The 21178-nt window shown below is 66.5% G+C and carries 16 protein-coding genes; 8 read left to right on the forward strand and 8 right to left on the reverse strand.

The genetic code is table 11. The annotated features are described in order from the left end of the window. Positions 1–26: 26 nt before the first annotated feature. The 3 genes from K3U93_RS15400 to K3U93_RS15410 all read right to left on the reverse strand — a co-directional run bounded on the left by K3U93_RS15400 (position 27) and on the right by K3U93_RS15410 (position 4494). A complete protein-coding gene (locus K3U93_RS15400) occupies positions 27–1250 on the reverse strand; it encodes a hypothetical protein (protein ID WP_139796912.1) in 1224 nt (407 codons plus the stop codon). Between the two features lie 329 nt (positions 1251–1579). Next, positions 1580–2431, reverse strand: coding sequence for a CbiQ family ECF transporter T component (locus K3U93_RS15405; protein WP_071511913.1), 852 nt, complete (start codon positions 2429–2431; stop codon positions 1580–1582). Beyond that, entirely contained in the window at positions 2428–4494 is a 2067-nt protein-coding gene (locus K3U93_RS15410; RefSeq protein ID WP_083010438.1) for an ATP-binding cassette domain-containing protein, read from the reverse strand. Before K3U93_RS15410 ends, K3U93_RS15405 begins: the two co-directional genes overlap by 4 nt. Positions 4495–4613: 119 nt before the next feature. Between K3U93_RS15410 and K3U93_RS15415 the strand changes: the two genes are divergently transcribed. Both K3U93_RS15415 and K3U93_RS15420 read left to right on the forward strand, forming a co-directional pair. Then, positions 4614–5108 (forward strand): MarR family winged helix-turn-helix transcriptional regulator, encoded by a 495-nt coding sequence (locus K3U93_RS15415; RefSeq protein ID WP_083010437.1) that lies wholly within the window; start codon positions 4614–4616, stop codon positions 5106–5108. Positions 5109–5229: 121 nt separating this feature from the next. Beyond that, positions 5230–7617 carry an ATP-binding cassette domain-containing protein gene (locus K3U93_RS15420; RefSeq protein WP_083010481.1) on the forward strand — a complete coding sequence of 796 codons (2388 nt, stop codon included), beginning with the start codon at positions 5230–5232 and terminating at the stop codon, positions 7615–7617. Here K3U93_RS15420 and K3U93_RS15425 read toward each other — a convergent pair. Further along, a complete protein-coding gene (locus tag K3U93_RS15425; protein WP_420915356.1) occupies positions 7589–8692 on the reverse strand; it encodes an esterase-like activity of phytase family protein in 1104 nt (367 codons plus the stop codon). The genes K3U93_RS15420 and K3U93_RS15425 overlap by 29 nt on opposite strands. 205 nt (positions 8693–8897) lie before the next feature. Here K3U93_RS15425 and K3U93_RS15430 point away from each other — a divergent pair, with 205 nt between their 5' ends. The 3 genes from K3U93_RS15430 (at position 8898) to K3U93_RS15440 (ending at position 12193) form a co-directional block, all read left to right on the forward strand. Then, the gene (locus K3U93_RS15430) at positions 8898–10832 is read left to right on the forward strand and encodes an acyl-CoA dehydrogenase family protein (RefSeq protein WP_083010435.1); all 1935 of its coding nucleotides are present in this window, start codon (positions 8898–8900) and stop codon (positions 10830–10832) included. A gap of 162 nt (positions 10833–10994) precedes the next feature. After that, positions 10995–11690: a cytochrome P450 gene (locus K3U93_RS15435; RefSeq protein WP_083010434.1), complete on the forward strand. Its 696-nt coding sequence runs from the start codon at positions 10995–10997 to the stop codon at positions 11688–11690. Between the two features lie 23 nt (positions 11691–11713). Continuing rightward, positions 11714–12193, forward strand: a complete 480-nt coding sequence (locus K3U93_RS15440) for an SgcJ/EcaC family oxidoreductase (protein WP_139796926.1) — start codon at positions 11714–11716, stop codon at positions 12191–12193. A gap of 2 nt (positions 12194–12195) precedes the next feature. Here K3U93_RS15440 and K3U93_RS15445 read toward each other — a convergent pair whose 3' ends face one another. Further along, positions 12196–12681, reverse strand: a complete 486-nt coding sequence (locus K3U93_RS15445; protein ID WP_230981302.1) for an LppP/LprE family lipoprotein — start codon at positions 12679–12681, stop codon at positions 12196–12198. Between the two features lie 299 nt (positions 12682–12980). On the opposite strand from K3U93_RS15445, the gene K3U93_RS15450 reads away from it, so the two are divergent. From K3U93_RS15450 to K3U93_RS15460, 3 genes are all read left to right on the forward strand, one after another. Further along, positions 12981–17195, forward strand: a complete 4215-nt coding sequence (locus K3U93_RS15450; protein ID WP_083010432.1) for a bifunctional nitrate reductase/sulfite reductase flavoprotein subunit alpha — start codon at positions 12981–12983, stop codon at positions 17193–17195. A gap of 123 nt (positions 17196–17318) precedes the next feature. Further along, positions 17319–17645, forward strand: a complete 327-nt coding sequence (locus K3U93_RS15455) for a hypothetical protein (protein WP_083010431.1) — start codon at positions 17319–17321, stop codon at positions 17643–17645. 127 nt (positions 17646–17772) lie between these two features. Continuing rightward, positions 17773–19419 (forward strand): NAD-dependent malic enzyme, encoded by a 1647-nt coding sequence (locus K3U93_RS15460; RefSeq protein ID WP_083010430.1) that lies wholly within the window; start codon positions 17773–17775, stop codon positions 19417–19419. Between the two features lie 7 nt (positions 19420–19426). Here the strand turns inward: K3U93_RS15460 and K3U93_RS15465 are convergent, their stop codons facing one another. Genes K3U93_RS15465 through K3U93_RS15475 form a run of 3 tightly spaced genes read right to left on the reverse strand, consistent with a single transcriptional unit; the run spans position 19427 to position 21173 of the window. Beyond that, positions 19427–19924: a CAP domain-containing protein gene (locus tag K3U93_RS15465; RefSeq protein WP_083010429.1), complete on the reverse strand. Its 498-nt coding sequence runs from the start codon at positions 19922–19924 to the stop codon at positions 19427–19429. Between the two features lie 14 nt (positions 19925–19938). Continuing rightward, on the reverse strand, positions 19939–20613 hold the full coding sequence (locus K3U93_RS15470; protein ID WP_230981304.1) for a hypothetical protein: 675 nt from the start codon (positions 20611–20613) through the stop codon (positions 19939–19941). Continuing rightward, positions 20610–21173: an Rv1363c family protein gene (locus tag K3U93_RS15475; protein ID WP_230981306.1), complete on the reverse strand. Its 564-nt coding sequence runs from the start codon at positions 21171–21173 to the stop codon at positions 20610–20612. Before K3U93_RS15475 ends, K3U93_RS15470 begins: the two co-directional genes overlap by 4 nt. Between the last annotated feature and the right edge of the window lie 5 nt (positions 21174–21178).

Genomic DNA, 21178 nt, shown 5'->3' on the forward strand with positions numbered 1-21178 from the left:
GCTCGCAACGGCGACCACCAGCGGACTCAGAGCAACTTGAGCAGGTTGATCAGCAACGTCCCAACCTGGCCTGCGATGTTGCCCCAGATCGACCCGACCTGGCCCGTGAGGTTGCCCACCAGCGATCCCAGCGGCGCCAAAGCCGATGGGATGTTTTGCAGCACTGAGGTCAGTCCACTGAGGCTGGGGAACATCTGGCCCAAATCGGCGGTCAGGGTGGTCCACAAATTGGTGAGGCTGGTCTGCACTGTGCTGCCGAAGGTGTTCAACGCACCCGGAATCAGACTCGACGTATTTTGCCCGGCCTTCGCCCCAATCGACTGAGCAAACATTTGGGGAAAATCAATCCCGAAGGTCTCCGCAAGGCCCTGGTAGGGGAAACTCGTGCTCAGTACCCCGTCATATACGTGGCCGCTAATCGACGTGAACCCGTTCAAGATGTCGCCGGTGATATTGGCGGGAGCGTTGACGATCGCGCTCAGTGCACCCACCGGGTTCCCCGCCTGCACCGCATCGATCGCCCCCTGGGCGCTATCGACAAACGCCGCGGCCACACCCTCGTTGAAATAGACAAAACCCGGAGCCAAAAACGCGTCGAGGAGAACCTGAAACGACGTGGCTTCTGTGACCAGGTTGTTAAGGTTCGTGGTGATCTCGGTGGGGATCGCCAGGGCGGGGATGATGCCAAACCCACCGCTTAATATGGCGTTGTTGAGAACGGTGAACCAAGTGTTCAGCGCTCCGGAGAGGTTACCCGCGGTGAGGTCGGTCCACGCGGTCTGCATGGCGGTGGGCACAGCGCTTGCCAAAGTGTTGAAAAACCCGTTGCTGAAGCCATTGACCCCCGTGGCCAACGCCGAACCGTAGCCGAACTGGTTGAGCATGACCTGCGACGCCAACGGCATGGGATCGGCGAGCCAGTCCTGGCCCAGCACGCCGATGTTGTTGGCCGCCGTCTGGAGCACGTTGATCCAATTGGTGATCGGGTTGACGAAGGCGCCGACCGTGGCCGCCGGCACGGCAGCCACGCTTGCGCCGCTGGCAAGTGATGCGAGTTCGTTCTCCACTCCGGAGAACAGGTCAACCACGCCGCTGGCCGCGTCGGTGAGGTTGATATCGGACACGCTTACCTGGCGCAGGTGTTGGGCCAGGCGCAGCTCAGGTAGGTGCTGGGCGACCGGAGCCGCGGCGATGACGCCGGCGGTGGCCAATGCGACGGCGGTGATGTGGGGGCGGGCTGCGAGGTCCACGACCATCTCCTTTGATCGGTGAGTCAAAATCGGATGGTCAGAAAGTAGCTGAGAACAACCTGAGTTTTGGGCGAGTTCGGTTGAGCTTGGCCAACTTCGTCCCACAAACTTCACGTCTCGCAAACTATATGAAATGAAGTAGCCAATGCTAAAAAATATTTTTAAAAGCCTGTAGTTACCCCCCCCCCCGAATTTTAGTTCAAGGTGCAACTACCAGCGGGTTACCACAAACACGCATTTGCTCGACCATGCCGAATCGAACAGCAAACCCCCTCCGATAGAGACCCCTGCCAGGCCCTCTCACCCGCTGGGCCATTCCCCGCGAAGGACTAAGCGCTGGTGTGCAATATCGTCTCGAGCACCACCGCCGCGCCACAGGTCGCGACGGTGACCGCGAGCGTCACCCAATCAGCCAGGTTCGGCCGGGCGGGATTGGCGGAAAGCTGACCCGTGCCGCCGCGCGCGGTGATCGCGTCGCCCATCTCGTCGGCGCGCCGCAGGGTCACCGTGATGGCGGCGGCCAGCAGGTCGATCAGCTCCAGGGCGTGCCGCCGGCGGCGAGCCTTGCGACTCTGCGGAATCCGTTTGGGCCGTAGCCGGCGGGCGGCGTAGAGCACCTGGAATTCGTCGAGCAGCATCGGGAAGGCGCGCAGTGCGAGCGCCAACGCGACCGCCCATTCGTCGACCGGGATCCGCAACAGTCGCAAGGGTCGGCCCAAAGTCGCCAGCGCGGGCCCTATTTCGGCGACATTGGTGGTCCAGGACACCATCGCCCCGAGCCCGAGCAACACGACCGACAGCGCGGTGATCCGCAGGAAGTGCAACCCTCCGCCGAGCCCGATCTCGACCCCGTCGATCGAGACCTTTGGGCTGCCGCCGGCCAGCGCGGCCGTGATACCGCCCAACGCGATAACCACCCACAGCCACCGCGGTACCGATGGCAGCACGCCGCGCGGAATCCGGGCGATCCTGGCCGCCGCCAGCACCAGGGCCGCCACCGATCCGATCGTCACCCACCCCGGGTAGAACGTCAGCAGCACCGAGACACCGAAAACGACCAGCAGTTTGGTGCCCGCCCACAGATCGTGGATGGTCGAGGTTCCGGGCACCGGAACCAGCAGCACAACCGGACGGGAGGGGCGTCGGGTCGCGCCGTCACTCGGGGCCGAGGTCGCGGTCACGTCATACCCCCCGCCGCGGCCGACGTTGATTCCAGAGGTTCCAGCGTGCCGTTGTGCAAATGCAGGGTGCGCGGGCACAGGTCTTCCAGGCCGACGAAGTCATGCGAGATGACCACCACCGTCAGACCCCGCTCGCGGCGCAGGTCTTCCAGCAGCCGCAGCAGGCCGCGCTGGCTGGCGGCATCCAACCCCGCCAGCGGCTCGTCGAGGATCAACGCGCGCGGCGAACACGCCAGCAGCCCGGCCAGCACCACGCGGCGCATCTGACCGCCGCTGAGCTGATCGATCGGCCGCTTGGCCAGCGTCGGATCCAGCCCGACGACACGCAGCGCCGCGGCGACGCGATCCTCGTCGCGGGGCGAAAAGCCCGCCGCCGAGGCCACTTCCAGGTCGACGCGGCTGCGCATCAACTGCAGCCTCGCCGCCTGGAACGACAACGCCACGGCGCCGACCTGCTCATGGGTGGGCCGGCCGTCCATCAGGCAGGAGCCGGTCGTCGGAACCGTCAGCCCGGCCATGATCCACGCCAGCGTCGACTTGCCCGAACCGTTGCCGCCATAAATCAGCACCCCGTCACCCTGCTCGACGGTGAAGGTGACGTCGCGCAGTGCCGTCTTGGCCCATGGGGTGCCGCTGCCGTATTCGTAGCCGACGCCGAGAAGTTCGATCACCGGCGCGTGGCACCGGTGATCGACCGCTGTGGTTCCAGTGGTTCTCGTGGGCGCGCCCGTGGTCTCCACCATGCCGGTGTTATCCGGTGAATCGCTGAGATCGATTGTGCGCTCGGCGGAATCGGCTTCGTTGTTGTAATGCGTGATGTGCACCAGGGCGGTCCGGTGCCGTTGGGTGAGCCCGGATAGCACGCCCAGCAAGGCATCCCGGCCCCGCTGGTCGACCATGGTGGTGACCTCGTCGGCGATGAGCAACGCCGGCTCCCGGGCCAGCGCCGCCGCGAGCGCGAGGCGCTGTAGTTCGCCGCCGGACAGGCTTCCGGTGTCGCGCTCGGCGAGCCCGTCGAGGCCGACCTCTCGAAGTAGTTGGCCCACATCGACATTGGTGCCCGGCGGCAGGCCCCAGACCACGTCGTCGGCGACCCGGGTGCCCAGGACCTGGCTTTCGGGGTGCTGCAGGACCACGGCCGTGCCGCCCAGCTTGCCCAGACCCACGGCGCCCGGGCGGTCCACGGTCCCCGACGTGGGTTCCCGGCCGGCCAAGATCAGCATCAGCGTGGTCTTCCCGGAGCCGTTGGCCCCGGTGATGGCGACGTGTTCGCCGGGCCGGACCTCCAGGCTGACCTCGCGCAGCGCGTCTTGACTGGCACCGGGGTAGCGGAAACGCACCCTGTCCAACCGCACCGGAACCGGCCCGACCGGGCCTTCCTCCGCCCCGCTCCCGTCCCAAGCTTCCAGTTTGTGGACATCGGGCAGACCGCGCATCCGGTCCAGCACACGGGACAACGCCCACCAGCCGATCAACGACACGATCACGACTCCGACGGTGAAATAGACCAGCAACACCCATGGCCAGTAGTGCAGCGCGTCGGCGAAGTAGCGCTTCAAATCGGCGGCGGCCCCCTGCATATGCACCCGGCCCATGAACGCGGCGAGCCCGTCCACGTTCGCGGTCATGACCTCGAAAATCAGGTGCCGCAACCGGGTCATCACCATCAGCGAGCCGACCGACGCGGCACCGAAGGCGACCCCGGCGATCAGGGACGCGACGATCACCGTGGGTGTGCCCCGGCCCCTGCGCTTGATGAATCCGGTCAGGCCGCCGATGTAGACGCAGTGGACAACGGTCATGAAACCGCCCAGCCCGGCGATCAGAAAGGCAATCACCCCGGCGGCCGCCGTCGCGGCCATCAGCACGCGCAGCCGGTAGCGGTAGGCCAGCAGCCCGGTGGGCACGGTGCCCAACAAGGCCAGCCCCGCCGCGAACGGGACGATGACGGAAATGATTGCGATCACCGCGCACAACGCGCCCATCACGGCGGCCTGTGCCAATTCGACCGGCCGCAGCGGTCCACCCCGACGGCGCGCACGGAATGGTCTGGGAACGGTCACTTTATCGATTCTGCCAGGCCGCGGCGCCAAGTCCCCGCGCCACACCATGCGCTGCGGGTTTTCGCGCCACGGGCGCGTGGGTTACGTCTCGCTTAGCAAAGCTATGCAACTATGGACGCATGAACGCATCCGCCGCCAACCACACCGAAGTCGTTGACGCCGCAAACACCGAACCGCAGCCGGGGCTGGGAGCGGATCTCCTCGCCGTGGTCGCGCGGCTGAACCGGCTGGCCAGCCAGCGCATCCAAATGCCCTTGCCTGCGGCGCAGGCCAGGCTGCTGGCCAGCATCGAAGCCCACGGGGAAGCCCGAATCGGCGACCTGGCGGCCGTGGACCACTGTTCGCAGCCGACGATGACCACGCAGGTGCGCCGGCTCGCGGACGCCGGCCTGGTCAGCCGAAGCGTCGACCCCGGGGACGCACGGGCGGTCCGAGTCCGCATCACGGCCAAAGGGGTCCGCACGCTCAACGCGGTTCGGGCCGACCGCGCCGCGGTGATCGAACCGCAATTGGCCCGGCTCGAGGCGGCGGACCGGCAGGTGCTGAAGGAAGCGGTCGAGGTGCTGCGCCGGCTTCTCGAGAATGCCACGTACTACCCTCGCCGCGATGTGTGAGCAGCGACTGTGTGATCGGCGCCCGCCCTGGTGGATTGACCACCGCCAGCGGGTAGACACTTACATCGATGTCTGAAGGCGGGACCGAATCGGTCTGACCGGGTGACGAAAGGTGGCGGTGATGCGGCCCGAGGCTTCCGCCTTCCCAGCCCCGCCGTTGACCGCATGGGTCGGATCGGCGAGGTACGTCTTTGCCCCGGGTCGCGACGTGCTGGTGGGCTACGGCCCGGGGTTCGACATCCCACTGCAGCGGCCCGGTGGCGCCGCCCCGGCGCCTCGCCCCGATGTGGTGCTGAGGTTCACCGGTACCCAGTGGGTGGCCATCGACAGCGGCCCCCATGGCATGTTCGTCAACGGCTCGCGGCTGTCGGCGGTCGAGATCCACAGCGGTCAGGCGATCACGATCGGTGATCCGCAGCGAGGCCCCCGGCTGGTTTTCCAGATCGGTCCCCCAGCCGGTCCAGCTCAACGCCCGGTTCACGCGCCGCCCCCGCAACGGCCGCAGTTCGCGCCACCGCCTCCCGCCGCGGCCCGGCCCAATCGTCCGAACGTGCAGCCCCCGACGCAGCGGACCACCCAGCGGATGCGGGTAGGCCCACCCCAACCGCCCGCGGCCGGGCGACCTGCCCAACCCGCCCGGCCGGGACCGACGACGCCACCGCCCGTCCCACCCACAGCGCCGCCCGAGCAGCCCAGTGGCCCGGGTCTGATCGAGCGGATGATCACGCGAAAGCTGCGGGCCCCGCGGTCCTCTTTCAGCACCGAGGAGGCCAGCTCCACCTATCGATTACCGCTCAAGCCCGGGGCGCGCACGATCGGGGTGACCGCCTACCGGCTGGGACTTATGGTCGACGGGCGCGAGATGCTCACGGACATCTCGTTCACGGCGCGCCCGGGCACCCTGACCGCGGTCGTCGGACCGTCGGCGGCGCGCAACTCGGCGCTGCTCGCGCTGCTCGCCGGCACCAGGGGCCTGACCGCCGGCCGAATGACCGTCGACGGCCATGACGTGTACGCCGAGCCCGAGTCCATGCGCGCCCGCATCGGGATAGTGCACCGCGACGAGCGCGTTCACCCGCGGCTCACCGTCGAACAGACCCTGGGGTACGCCGCCGAACTGCGCCTGCCACCGGACACCTTGCCCCAGCACCGTCACCGCGTGGTGGACCAGCTGCTCGAAGAGCTCGCGCTGACACCGCACCGCACGACCCGGATTGGCAAGCTCTCCCCCGAGGTGCGCCGATGCGCGTCGATGGCGATCGAACTCATCACCAGACCGACACTGCTCGTCGTTGACGAACCGGGCGCCGGGCTGGATGCGGCGCAGCAAAACCACGTGATGGCAATCCTGCGGCGCCAGGCCGAAATCGGCTGCGTGGTGGTGGCGGCGATGTCGTCGCAGACATCGCTGAGCAACCTCAATCTGTGCGACCAGGTATTGGCGCTCACCTCGGCCGGCACGGTGGCTTTCGCCGGGACGCCGCTGCAGATCGAGTCCGCAATGGGCACCGCCGACTGGCCGAACGTCCTCGCGCGGGTAAGCGCCGATCCCGACGGCGCCCATCGCGCGTTTGTGGCCCGGCAACAAGAAGCGGCTCCGCCGGCGCCACCGGAGGTCGCGGCACCGTGGCCGCTTCCCGCCGAGCTTCCCGTCAAGCGGCAAATCGGGTTGGTGGCCCGTCGCCAGCTTCGCCTGCTCGGCGCCGATCCCGTTTATTTCCTGTTCCTGGCGGTCCTGCCCTTCGTGCTGGCGGCGCTGGCCCTGCTGATTCCCGGTGATTCGGGGCTCGATCGGCCCAAGCCCGGCAGCGTCAACCCGCACGAAGCGATCGAGCTGCTGGCCGCGTTCAACATCGCCGCGGTGATCGTGGGCACGGCGCTGACCATCCGCGTCCTCGTCGAGGAGCGCCGCGCCTTCCGGCGTGAGCAGGCCGTCGGGTTGTCGGCGTGGGCCTACGTGGCGGCCAAGGTCATCGTCTTCGGCCTGGCGGCGGCAATCCTGACGGCCGTCTTGTTCGCCATCGTCATCGTCGTCAAGGGCGGCCCGGTGCACGGCGCCGTCTTGCTGCGCAACGCGACCGTCGAGCTTTACGTGAGCGTGGCCGCCACGGCCATCGTCTCGGCGATCGTCGGGCTGGCGCTCTCCGCGCTGGGGAACCGGCTGCGGGAAGTCCTGCCGCTGGTGGTTCCGGTGATCCTGGCGTCGCTGCTGTTCGACGGCAGTTTGGTTCAGCTGGTAAGCAAGTGGGGCCCCCAGCAGATCTCCTGGTTCGTCCCGGCCCAGTGGGGCTTCGCGGCATCGGCGTCCACCGTCGATCTGCGCAGGATCGACCCGCTGGCCGCCAACGCCGAGATGTGGACCCACTATTCGGGGTGGTGGGTGTTCGACATGGTCATGCTTGTCGTCTGTGGCGCGGTGGCGGCCGGGTTCGTCCTGTATCGACTGCGGCCGCCCAAACGCGAAACGCGTTTCCCAAGCACTACATCGCGAACACCAAGAACTGGGTGACCTGACTCGGTGAAAAGTTGTTGTCGCTGACCAGCACCACCGATTGGCGGCCGTCGGGCAGTTTCGGTCCCAGCGTGATGCCCTCGATGTTCTCCACCGGCGACGTTGTCGACAAATCGACCGCCAGCGTCTTGGTCATGGGGGTCAGTGCGGCGCCTTTCATCGACGGCAGCGCCGACACGTCGGTCGCCGCACCGATCTCGGCGCGGTAGATCCGGATGGTCGGCGGTATGGCAGAGGACCGTTCCAGCACCAGGAAGGTCGTGTCGGACAGCGCGACGAGATCCGGGACCCCGTTGAGGTCGACGGGCGGCGCGGGCGGCTCCATCGGATACGCGTACTGGGCGGTGGGTTTCTCGGTAGCCACGTCGAATTTGGTGATCCGCGTCAACACAGCGCGGCCGTCGTCGCTCTTTGGTCCGTCGTTGTAACCGGGATCCTCCATCGCGGCGAACAGCGACTGGCCGTCGGGCGTCAGTGCCACCCCCTCCAGCGCCTTATTGCGGCGCGGCCCGGTGTGCTGTGCGGACATCGCCAGATTCGGCGGCAAGCTGAACTGGCCCAGGTAGGCACCGTCGAGCCCGGCGGCCCGGACCCATGGGTTCAGCAATACCGGCCCCGCGGTGAGTCGCTCGCCTTCCGAGCACCAATACAGCCGTTGCCGCCCGGGGTCGAAGGCGATGCCCTCCGGGTCGGGGGGAACCACCGGCGGCGTGGTGTTCTGAGTCAGTGGCTTAAACGGCCGACCGGACTCGTCGAGCAGCGGATGCGTTGCGGTGAATGTGACGTTGTCAATTCCCTTGTCGGACAGCGCTATCCGAACCGTGTAGAACCGGGCCGGGTTCCTCTCGGAGCGGTCGTCGCTGATGACGTAGTACAGCTGGCGGCCCGCGTCATAGCTGATCCCCGAGAGGCCGCCGATGACCGTGCCGTCGAAAGTGGCGCCGAACGAAACCTGCGACTGACCGAGGTACGTCAGCATCGGCCGCGGCGGGGGCGCCGGGGCGCATCCGGCCAGGGACAAGGCGAGGCATAGGAGGCTCAGCGCAAGCGCGCGGGCCGGCGCGGGCATCACACGACTAGATATACAGCCTGACGTGGCGGCAGGCAGATCGGCGGCACCCAAACCCGCATGGCAGCGTCGAACGTGCACTCAGCGCGAAAAAATCGCCGTTTTCTCGCAGTGAGTACACGCTCGGTGCGAGTCATGGTCGGTCCGGCAATTGGCATCGCCATGTTTTTCCCTTACCGAGGCCCGGGCGGCGGGATACGGTCGGGTTATGGCTCTGGACACGACCAGCACAGCCGAACATCTGCGCAACGCCTTGGACGGGCGTTGGCGCGACGTGAAGAACCGGATGCGGGCCACGCTGACCGAAGAGCTGTTCCGCCCGCATTACACGCCGAACACGGTGATCGCCCGCACCAAGGTGGCCGAGCAGATGAGGATCATGGCCGCGTTCGGTGCCGCCGCCGACTCTTTCCGCAAGGAGCATGGCGGGACCGGCGACGTCGGTGCGGCGATCACGATGATCGAGATGCTCGCGATGTCGGACCTGTCGCTGATGGTGAAGGCCGGAGTCCAGTGGGGCCTGTTCGGTGGTGCCGTCGAGAACCTGGGCACCGAGCGCCACCACAAGGCGTACGTGACGAAGATCATCAGCCTCGAGTTGCGCGGTTGTTTCGCGATGACCGAGACGGGGCACGGCAGCGACGTTCAGTCGCTGGAGACGACCGCGACCTACGACGTGGCGACGCAGGAGTTCATCGTCGACTCCCCCACCCCGACGGCCCGCAAGGACTACATCGGCGGTGCCGCCGAAACCGCCACCATGGCAGCGGTTTTCGCGCAACTGATCACCACCGAAGACGGCGAGCCGGTCAACCACGGCGTGCACTGCGTTTTGGTCCCGATCCGCGACGCCGACGGCAATGACCTGCCGGGGGTGACGACATCGGACTGCGAATACAAGGGCGGCCTGCCCGGCGTCGACAACGGCCGCATCGTGTTCGACCACGTCCGCGTGCCGCGGGTGAACCTGCTGAACAAGTACGGCGATGTCGCCGCGGACGGCACGTACAGTTCCCCGATCGAGAACCCCAACCGCCGGTTCTTCACCATGTTGGGCACACTGGTTCGCGGCCGCATCACGGTGGGCGGCAGCGCGGGCGCCGCCGCCCGCGTCGCGCTGGACATCGCCACCCGATACGCGTTGCAGCGCAGGCAGTTCAGCGCACCTAACGAGGACACCGAGGTGCTGATCATGGATTACCTGGTGCACCAGCGCCGACTGTTTCCGTTGATCGCGAGGTCATACGCGCTGCAGTTCGCCCAGAACGAGCTGGTGAGCAAGTGCCACGACATCCAGACCGCCGACGAGCCCGACGCCGACGAGCAACGCGAACTGGAAGCGCGCGCCGCCGGGCTGAAGGCGGCCAACACCTGGCACGCGTCCCGGGCCATCCAGGAGGCCCGCGAGGCGTGCGGCGGCGCCGGCTACATGGCCGAGAACCGGCTGATCGCGCTGCGCGGCGACACCGACGTGTTCACCACGTTCGAGGGCGACAACCACGTGCTGACCCAGTTGGTGGCCAAGGAGCTGCTGACGGCCTATGCCGACGACATCCGCAGCATGAGCCCGGTCGAATGGGTGCGCTTCGCGGCCAACACCGTTGGCGACCGCGTCATCAAACACACTGCGGCCGAGGCGATTATCCAAACGATCGTCGACGCCCGGCAGGACAGCGAGGAAGAGGGCAGCCTGTTCAACCGCGGCACGCAGATCAAGATGTTCGAGGACCGCGAGGAGTACCTGCTGTCGTCCGTCGCGCGCCGGCTGCAGGCCAAATCCAAGGAGATGTCGGAATTTGACGCGTTCAACGCGGTCCAGGATCATGTGCTGCACGCGGCGAGCGCGCACGTCGACCGGATCGTGCTGGAAGCGTTCGTCGCCGGCATCGACTCGTGCGAGGACGAGGAGGCCCGCAAGCTGCTGGGGGTCGTCTGCGACCTGTACGCGCTGTCGGTGATCGAGGACGACAAGGCGTGGTATATCGAGCACCGCTACCTGTCCACCGATCGCGCCAAGGCCGTCACCCGGGGCATCAACGATCGTTGCCGAGCGCTGCGCCCGCATGCCGAGACGCTGGTCGACGGGTTCGGCATCCCGGAGCCGCTGCGTTTCGCCGAGATGCTGCATCCCGAAAACCTTTGAACCAATTCACTGGAGACCGTGGCGATATCCTCAGTGCTACCAACGTGATTGCAGAGCCGCCGGTGCGTACGCCGGCCGGCCTCGCGGCGCGCGGATCACTGTTAAGGAAATTCTAAGCGGAGACCTTATGAATCTCTTATTTTCTGTGTAGGCTAGTCGGGCATGATGCCTTTGCGCGCCTCGGCTTTCCCGGAAGGACGCCGGGCCGACCTCGACGAGCGCGTCGACGTGCTCTCCATTTTGTTGCAGGCCCGCCACCAAGACGGCGAGCCGATGAGTGATGTCGAGATCCGCGACGAGCTGATGACCCTGCTGGTGGCCGGGCACGAAACGACCGCGACCGCGCTCGCATGGGCGGTCGAGCGGCTGGTCCGTCATCCCGAGCACCAGGCCCGGTTGACCGAGGAAATCCATGCGGGCGAACACGAATTCTGCGACGCGGTGGTCAGGGAGACGCTGCGGCTGCGGCCGGTGCTGTCACTGGTCGTCCGGTGCCTCAAAGCGTCGATGGACATCGGCGGCGTCCGATTGCCGGCCGGGGTGAGTGTCGTGCCATCGATCTACCTGATGCACCGGCGACCCGATGTCTACCCCGACCCAAAGCGATTCCGGCCGGAGCGTTTCCTCGAGCGGCGAGCCGGGGCCTATACCTGGATTCCGTTCGGCGGTGGCGTCCGGCGTTGCCTGGGTGCGGCTTTCGCCGAATACGAGATGCGCATCGTGCTCGCCACGCTGTTCGGCAGCTGCGCGGTGCGGCCCACCGACGGGCGGCCGGAACCGGTGCGACGGCGCGGCGTCACGCACGTGCCCGGGCGAGGAGCCACGGTCGAACTGGGATCGGCCGTAGCGTTGAATTAGTGCCAACTGGCGGGAGCGATGTGGTGATGAACAATGACCGGCGCGCCGACGAAGATGCCATCCGCGAACTGGTTGATCGCCAGGTTATGGCGTGGGCCGCGGGGGATCCCGAGGCCTACGCCAGCGTATTCACCACCGACGCGGACTACGTCACTTTCCTGGGCAGTCACTACAAAGGCCGCGAAGCGATTGCGGCATCTTATGTTTCGCTGTTCAAAAAACTCCTCAAGGGATCGCGCCTGGATTTCGAGATCACCCAGCTGCGATTCTTGACGCCCGACGTGGCGCTGATTCACGCGAAAGGCGCCGTCGCGAAGGGGATACGGCGAAGCAATCGACGCAATGCCAGGGTGAACACCAGCGTCGCAGTCCGAACCGACGGCCGGTGGCTGTTTGCCGCCTCGCAGAACACCACGCATCGCCGGTTCGCCGAAAAGCTTATGCGCAAGTTCATTTCAGGACCGCTGCCATCGATCGACGCGGGAACCTCGGCGGGGGCGTAAGGCTACTGATGCGGGATCTTGCCGAGCGCCTGCAGCTTGCCGTCCGATCCGATTTGGAACTTCACCGTGCCGCGGCCGGTGGGACAGCACGGCTGATCGTTGCCCACCTGCCATTGATACTGAACCGTGATCGTGTCGTCGGACGGCGGCAACACGGTTATGTAGGGCTTCGGGTTCGGGGTGGGTGTGCCCAGGAAAATGTTGTGGTCGAAGAACAGCAACTGCTGGGGCGTTGACTCGCTGGCGATGGTCGGGATGATCTGAACCCAATATAAACGGCACTTCTTGGCATGTCCCCGGGCGATTTCGACCCAGGTCGTATCGGGGACCGCGACGGGAACCGAGGCGATGGCCCGCCGCACGGTGCCGGGCGTCGGGCCGTCGGAGTCCTTGCATTTGTCCAGTGGCGTCGATTGCGGAGCCGGCCGCTGCGACCCGCATCCAGCGGCCAGCAGGATTAGCAGGATCGCGATCAGCCGACGACGCACACCGTGAGCTTAGCGAAGACTGTGAATGTCCCGTCGGTTTCGTCGGAGCCCCAGCTCGTGGCGGCGGAGCGGGGGGCGGCGCCGGTAATCTGGTGCGAGGTCGGCTGGTCGACGATGACCGCACTGACCTGGGACGATCGCGGCTTCCCGCAACACTTCACGGTCGCATCAGGCCGGGTGAGAGGAAGCCGTAAAACGTGGGAAACACCGGATGCCCGGTGCCGAAACATCCTTGTCGCACGATTCAGCGCAAACCCATGCGCACTCGAGGGAGGGACGTAAGCGTGGCTCGCGAGTCCATGGCGTCCGGCCAGGAGGCCGTGAATACCATGTGCGCCTATTGCGGCGTGGGCTGCGGCATGGTGTTGCAAGTCACAACCGGCCCCCAGAGCGACCGTCGTCACGTCGTCAAGTCGGTTGGGAACAAAGAACATCCGGCCAACTTCGGCCGGCTGTGCACCAAGGGTGCAACCACAGCGGACCTGCTGGCCGCACCCGGGCGGATGGAATCGGCGCACCTGCGGTCCGACCGCGGCGAACCCCTCGAGCCGATCGACATGGACAAGGCGATCGCCCAGTGCGCAAACCGGTTACGGGCGATCATCGACCAACATGGCCCGGACGCCTTCGCCATGTACGTGTCGGGCCAGATGTCCCTCGAGGCTCAGTACTTGGCGAACAAGCTGACCAAAGGGTTCATCGGCACCAGCCAGATCGAGTCGAACTCGCGACTGTGCATGGCCAGTGCGGGTTCTGGCTACAAGCTGTCCCTGGGTGCGGACGGACCGCCCGGCTCGTACCAGGACTTCGACCATACCGATGTCTTCTTCGTCATCGGCGCCAATATGGCCGACTGCCACCCGATCCTCTTCCTGCGCATGATGGATCGCGTCAAGGCCGGCGCCAAACTCATCGTGGTCGACCCGCGCCGCACCGCGACCGCGGAGAAGGCCGACCTCTTCCTGCAGATCGCCCCCGGATCCGATCTCGCACTGCTCAACGGGCTGCTGCACCTGATCGTCAAGAACGGGCATGTCGACACCGAATTCATCTCCGAATTCACCGAAGGATGGGAGGTGATGCCGAGTTTCGTCGAGCAATACACCCCCGACACGGTCAGCGAAATTACCGGCATCCCGGTCGAAGACATCCACACGGCGGCCCGCTGGATCGGCGAGGCGACGAACTGGATAAGCTGCTGGACAATGGGACTCAATCAGAGCACCCACGGCACCTGGAACACCAACGCGATCTGCAACCTACACCTGGCCACCGGCGCGATCTGCAAGCTCGGCAGCGGCCCCTTTTCGCTTACCGGGCAGCCCAACGCGATGGGCGGCCGCGAAATGGGTTACATGGGACCGGGTTTGCCGGGCCAGCGGTCGGCGACGTCGGCCGACGATCGCGATTTCGTCGAAGACCAATGGGGTATTCCCCGCGGCTCGCTGCGCACCGAGGTCGGCACCGGCACCATCGACATGTTCTCCCGCATGGCCGACGGCAAGATCAAGGCGTGCTGGATCATCTGCACCAATCCCATTGCCTCCGTGGCGAACCGGAAGACGGTCCTGGCGGGCCTGGAAAGCGCGGAGCTGGTGATCAGCCAGGACGCGTTCCTGGAGACCGAGACCAACGAGTACGCCGATGTGTTGCTGCCGGCCGCCCTGTGGACGGAGTCCGAAGGGGTGATGGTCAATTCCGAACGCAACCTGACCCTGTTCCAGCCCGCCGTTAAGGCGCCGGGCCAGGCGCTGCCCGACTGGCAGATCATCGCCCGGATCGCTTGCGAAATGGGCTTTTCGGAGTCGTTCAGCTACGACTCCGCGGAGGACGTCTTCGAGGAGATCAAGAGGTTCTGGAACCCCGCGACGGGGTATGACCTGCGCGGCGTCAGCTACGACCGGTTGCGGCAGACACCGCTGCAGTGGCCGTGCCCGCCCGAGGGCACCAGCGACCGCAACCCGATCCGCTACCTGAATGACGGTGTCAGCCAGACTCGATTGGTCCGTGACGACGGCAGCGCGCCGCGGTTGGCCTTCCCCACCGCGAGCGGCCGTGCGGTGTTCTTCGCCCGTCCGCACCTGCCGCCCGAGGAAATGCCCGACGACGACTTCCCGTTCCTGCTCAACACCGGGCGCCTGCCGCACCAATGGCACACCATGACCAAGACCGGCAAGGTCGCCAAGCTCAACAAGCTCAACCCCGGACCGTTCGTCGAAATCCACCCGGACGACGCCGCCCGGCTGCAGATCTCCGACGACGACCCCGTCGAAATCGCCTCCCGCCGTGGCCGAGCCGTGCTCCCCGCCGTCGTCACCGACCGGGTGCGGCCGGGCAACTGCTTTGCGCCCTTCCACTGGAACGACGTTTTCGGCGAATACCTGTCGATCAACGCCGTCACCAACGACGCTGTCGACCCGATCTCGCACCAACCGGAATTCAAGGCGTGCGCGGTCACCGTGACGAAAGTCGCCGTCGCCAAACCCGATTCGACAACCGCGGTCGGCCGCCACGAAGCGGAGGCGATCAACCCCGCCAAGGTCGATGCCCTGGCCGAACTGCTCGGCATCGGGAACGAACCGGTGCCGCAGTTCGGCCCGCTCGGCCGCTCCTACCTCGCGGGACTGATCACCGGGCTGCGTTCAGAACCCGGTCGCCGCACCGCCGGGGTGCCCACCCTGCCCCAGAGCGCCCCCCTCGATCCCAACACCCGGCTGTGGGTCGACGGGCTGCTCGCGGGGCTCTTCGCACGCGCCGAGGCACCCCAGTCAACGCCCGTGCCGGCCGTCGAGGAGGTCAAAGAAACAGCGAACGAAACGGCCGACGCCAAACCGGAACCCGAACGGGCACCGATCGCGGTGTTGTGGGCCTCGCAAACCGGAAACGCCGAAGAGCTCGCCGCCGACGTCGCCGCGCAATTGGGTGAGGCCGGATTGTCGGTCGCGTTGCACGGCATGGACGACTTCCCGGCGGCAGAGCTACCCACGACGCGGGAACTGTTGCTGATCACCAGCACCACCGGTGACGGCGAGCCACCGGACAACGGCGCCGGCCTGTGGCGGGCGCTAACGTCCGGCAGCGCACCACAATTGGCCGACACCCGCTACGCGGTCCTCGCGCTCGGCGACTCCAGCTACGACGATTTCTGCGGTCACGGACGCAAACTCGACGAGCGTCTCGCCGAGCTGGGAGCCGCCCGCATCGTCGACCGCGTCGACTGCGAACCCGACTACGAAGACGCCGCGGCGAAGTGGTTGAGCGAGGTCATCCAGGAGCTGACGCGCACACCGGCGCCGGTCGGGCGCGACGGCAGCGCGCCGCCACCGGCAGCCCCCTCCGCGCTTGCGGCGCCGCCCCGCCCGGCCAACCGGGCCGAAACGCACACGTACACCAAAAAGCGTCCGCTGATCACCGGCATGGCACGCAATATCAAGCTCAGTCGGCCGAAGTCGGCAAAGGACGTACGGCAGTTGGTGTTTCATCTGCCCGAGGATGCGGCCGGCTACGAGGCTGGCGACGCGCTCGGGGTGTGGCCCCGCAACAGCGACCGGCTGGTCGACGAGTGGTTGTCGGTCACCGGCCTGGGCGCCGAGACCCCGGTAGAAGTCGGCGAACACGGGCTGATGTCATTGCGTTCGGCGCTCACCGAGCGGTTCGAGATCGCCCAGATCAGCCCGGACCTGCTCCGGTTCGTGCAACGACGCAGCGGCAACCGAGACGGCGCCGCCGAACTGGCCGAGCTGATGAAGCCGGAAAATAAGCGCACACTGTCCGATTGGACGTGGGGCCGTCAGTCGGTTGACCTGCTGGCTCAGCTGCCGGTCACCGCGCCGGTCGACGAGTGGCTGAGCGTGCTCAAACCGCTTCAGCCGCGGCTGTATTCGATTTCGTCGAGCCCCAAAGAAAGCCCGGGGGAAGTTCACCTGACAGTGTCGCCCGTGCGGTACAACTTCCGTGGCGTCCCACGCCGTGGGGTGTGCTCGACGTACCTCGCCGACCGCTCCCCCGGCGACCGCGTCGCCGTCTATGTGCGGCCGTCGAGCAATTTCCGGCCCCCCAGCGATCCAGACACGCCGATGATCATGATCGGTCCGGGCACCGGGATCGCACCCTTCCGCGGTTTCCTGCAGGAGCGTCGCGCGCTCGGCCACACCGGCCCCAACTGGCTGTTCTTCGGCGAACAGCACGCCGCCACCGACTATTACTACCGCGACGAGATCGAGCAGATGCATGCCGACGGGTTGCTCACCGAACTGGACCTAGCGTTCTCCCGCGATCAGCGCGACAAGGTCTACGTGCAGCACCTGATGCGCAAACGCGGCACCCAGCTGTGGCGCTGGCTGCAGGACGGCGCACAACTGTACGTCTGCGGTAGCGCCGACCCCATGGCCAAGGACGTCGATCGCGCGCTCTGCGAAATCGCCGCCGAACACGGCAACCTCGACCCGGACGCCGCGAAAGCGTACGTCCAGTCGCTGAGCGCCGACAAGCGCTACCACCGCGACGTCTACTAAGCCCCTGTTGCGTGCGGGGAAACGCGTAATACGGCGGAAACGCCACCACACCTACTGCTGAAACATCTTTGCCGCACCATTCGGCTTACGACTTGATTGCGCACTCGTGAGAGGGGCGTACACGTGGCTCGGGAGCATGGTGGGCCCGACGGGGACGCCGTCAACGCCGCCTGCCCGTTGCGGTGCGGCCGGCGGCGTGGCGCTGCAGGTGACACCCGTGACCAGGCGTCGGCGCGTGACCAAGTCGATTGGGCGGGGTTACCCGTCAATCTGGACTTGGTGTTCTCCCGCCAGCAGCGCGACAAGGTCTACGTGCAGCATCTGATGCGCAAGCGCGGCACCCCGCTACGGAGCTGGCTGCAGGACGGCGCACCGCTGTGCGCCTGCGACGTCGCGGCCAACTACGGACGCGCCTACCCGGTCGCGGCCGAGTCCATGTCCGGTCGATAGCCGTCCCGCGACCGCCCGGCCGGGCCGTGCGCGTCCCCTTCAAAAGCTCTTCAGGGTGCGTTCACTGAGTTCCTTGAGATCGGCGCTACGGTGACTTCATGGGCCAAGTCATCGGACGGAGCTTGCGATGAGCGATCCCCGGACGCCGCGGATCCCGGCGGCACTGGCCGCGCCGAGTCTCAACCGCGGCGTGGGGTTCACCCACGAGCAGCGGCACAAGCTGGGACTGACCGGCCGGCTTCCGTCGGCGGTGCTCACGCTCGACGAGCAGGCCGATCGCGTGTGGCATCAGCTGCAAAGCCTCGCTACGGATCTGGGCCGCAATCTGCTTCTCGAGCAGCTGCACTACCGCCACGAACTGCTGTACTTCAAAGTGCTGGAAGACCATTTGCCCGAACTGATGCCGGTGGTGTACACGCCCACCGTCGGTGAGGCCATACAACGCTTCTCCGATGAATACCGTGGGCAGCGAGGACTTTTCCTGAGCATCGACGAGCCGGACGAGATCGCCGACGCCTTCGAGACTTTCGGACTCGGACCCGACGATGTCGACCTCATCGTCTGCACCGACGCCGAGGCGATCCTGGGCATCGGCGACTGGGGTGTGGGCGGAATCCAAATCGCCGTGGGCAAGTTGGCGCTCTACACCGCCGGCGGAGGCATCGATCCCCGCCGTTGCCTCGCGGTGTCACTCGACGTCGGCACCGATAACGAACAGCTGCTCCAAGACCCGTTCTATCTGGGCAACCGCCACGCCCGGCGCCGCGGTGAGGAGTACGACGCTTTCATCAGGCGCTACATCGAGACCGCCCACCGGCTATTTCCGCACGCAATCCTGCATTTCGAAGACTTCGGGCCGCTCAACGCGCGCAAGATTCTGCAGACCTACGGCGACGAGTACTGCGTGTTCAACGACGACGTTCAGGGAACCGGCGCCGTGGTGGTCGCCGCCGTGTACGGCGGATGCCACGTCACCGGAGTTCCGTTGCGCGACCAGAGAACGATCGTCTTCGGAGCCGGCACCGCCGGGATCGGCGTCGCCGACCAGATTCGCGACGCCATGGTCGCCGACGGCGCCACCGCCGAACAGGCCGCCTCACAAATCTGGCCGATCGACAAGCAGGGCCTGCTCTTCGACGACATGGACGACCTGCGCGATTTCCAGGTGCCCTACGCGAAGAACCGCCACCGGCTGGGCGTGGCGGCCGGGGATCGGGTGGGATTGGTGGACGCGATCAAGCTGGCGTCCCCCACCATCCTGTTGGGCTCCTCGGCGGTGTTCGGCGCGTTCACCCAAGAGGTCGTCGAGGCGATGACGGCGTCCTGCGACCACCCGATGATCTTCCCGCTATCCAACCCGACCTCACGCATGGAGGCCATGCCGGCCGACCTGTTGGAGTGGTCCAACGGCCGCGCCCTGATCACCACCGGCACTCCGGTTGCCCCCGTCGAATACGACGGCACCACCTATACCATCGGCCAGGCCAACAACGTGCTGGTGTTCCCGGGAATCGGACTGGGCATCGTGGTCGCCCGAGCCAGCCTGGTCACCCGGGGCATGCTGCAAGCCGCGGCGAAAGCCATTGTGCGGCAGGCCAGCCCGACGGCTCCCGGGGATTCGCTGTTGCCGGACGTGCGGAACTTGCGCGAGATCTCGGCGGCGGTCGCCGAGGCCGTCTATCACGCCGCCGTCGACGACGGCGTGGCCACCAAGACCCACGACGATGTCCGGCAAGCCGTCCACGACACGATGTGGCGGCCCAAGTACGACTAATGCCGCCTCAGCGAGCACGCGGGGCCGGCTGTCCGTAGACCGCCACCACGACGGTGCGGTCCGGGCTGTTGTCCGACCACACCCCGATCGCGGTGTTGGCGCAGTCGCGGATGATCGCCATGTCGTCGGGGTTGTAGTACCACTGGTTGATCAGCTCGAGGCTGCTGATCGAGATCGCCGGGTTGATCGCCACCGTCTCGGCGGCCTTGCCCTGGAAGCCGGCGGCGTTGGCGCGGTCCTGCGGACTTGATCCGTCGGATCCGATGTCGCCGTTGATGTTTCGGCTGTTCATCATGTCATCGGCGTGCCATTCGGCGGCCAGCGTCAGCGCGTTGTTCCTGATGACGTCGTTCGTGCAGCCCGCCTGGTGCTGGAGGGTGTAGACGCCGGAGATGACGGCGTTGTTGAGCCCCCTGTTGTCCGCTTGCGCGGTGGGCGCCGACAACGCGCCCGTCCCGCAAAGGAGCACGGCAACGGGCAGCACGCGGCGGATCCACGCGATCATGTGGCCCCCTCGGCTCACACCGGGTCGAAACGCGAAACCAGCCATCGACCGTTTACCTCGTCCAGCGTGACGCGAATGACGGGCTGGGTATCCGTGGGAGCGCCGTCGCCGATGGTGACGGTTTGATTGACGAACAACAGCACCACGGCGTGGTTGGCGGTTGCCGAAACCGATGCTGCCGCATTAACTTTCGCCACCGCCGCGATGTGCTTTTCTTTGGCACCCGGAATGACCACCTCGCGGGTCAGCGTGGTGTACGCATCCTTGAAATCACCGGTCAGCCGTTCACGCGCCGCACCGAGGTCCTTGTCCACCGAGTCCGGCCGGTAGGACAACAAGGCGACCGCGTCTTCGCTGGCGGCTCGCACCGATTCCGTGCGGGCCCGCGCCACGTCGTCGACCGACCCGTCCACCCACTTGAAGCAGCCCGCCGCCAACGCCAGCAGCAACGCGAATCCGGGCAATAGACCGTAAGCGAGCACGCGTGGCCAGGCGATCCGCCGCCGTTTGCGCGTGGTGTCGGACGCCGCGTCGGCCTCGGCTGCCGCCGAATCTTCTTGCTTGGCCTGGTCTTCCGGCGTCGGCTCTAGATCTTGGGACATCGCCTCGGCCGAATCTTCTCCGTCACCATTGACTATCTCCTTGTCGCGCGCGGCGGCGCTTTCGGTGTTTTCGCTGAGTGTGGTCATGGCACGAACACCACGTTGGACACCTTGGCGTCTCTGGCGCCGACGGAGCGAACCTCGATTCGCATGCGCCATTCCCGCGGCGCCTCCTCGCCGCCGGCGGTCCGCGACTTCACCGCGACCGCCACCAACACCTGGGCCGAGTCGCCCCGCTGGGACTCGAGGCCGGCCTCGGTGACCGTGCCTTCCGATTTGGACTGCGCGGCCTTCACGACTTCGATGAACGGCTTGGACCGCTGCTCAAAGTCATCGCGGAAGGCCCCGGTGGCCAAATCGAGGATCCGTTGCACGTCGGCATCGACCTCGGTGTAGTTGATCGTGGTGAGGTTCACCGCGCCCTGGCGAGCAACCTGAACGAACAGCTCGCGCTGGACCTGCGCCTCATGCTTTTGGTAGGCGCGGTATCCGAGCCAGCCGGTCGATCCGGCTATCGCGGCCACGACTAGAGCGCTGACCGCCAGCGCCGATCCGACACTCGAAAGCCGACGCCGCGGGGCGGGCCGGGCCGTGGCTTCGCTTGTGCCCTCATCGATTTCGTCGGGTTCGTCGGGTTCGTCGGCCATATTTA

The organism is Mycobacterium malmoense, from assembly GCF_019645855.1.
GTDB classification, from domain to species: Bacteria; Actinomycetota; Actinomycetes; order Mycobacteriales; family Mycobacteriaceae; genus Mycobacterium; species Mycobacterium malmoense.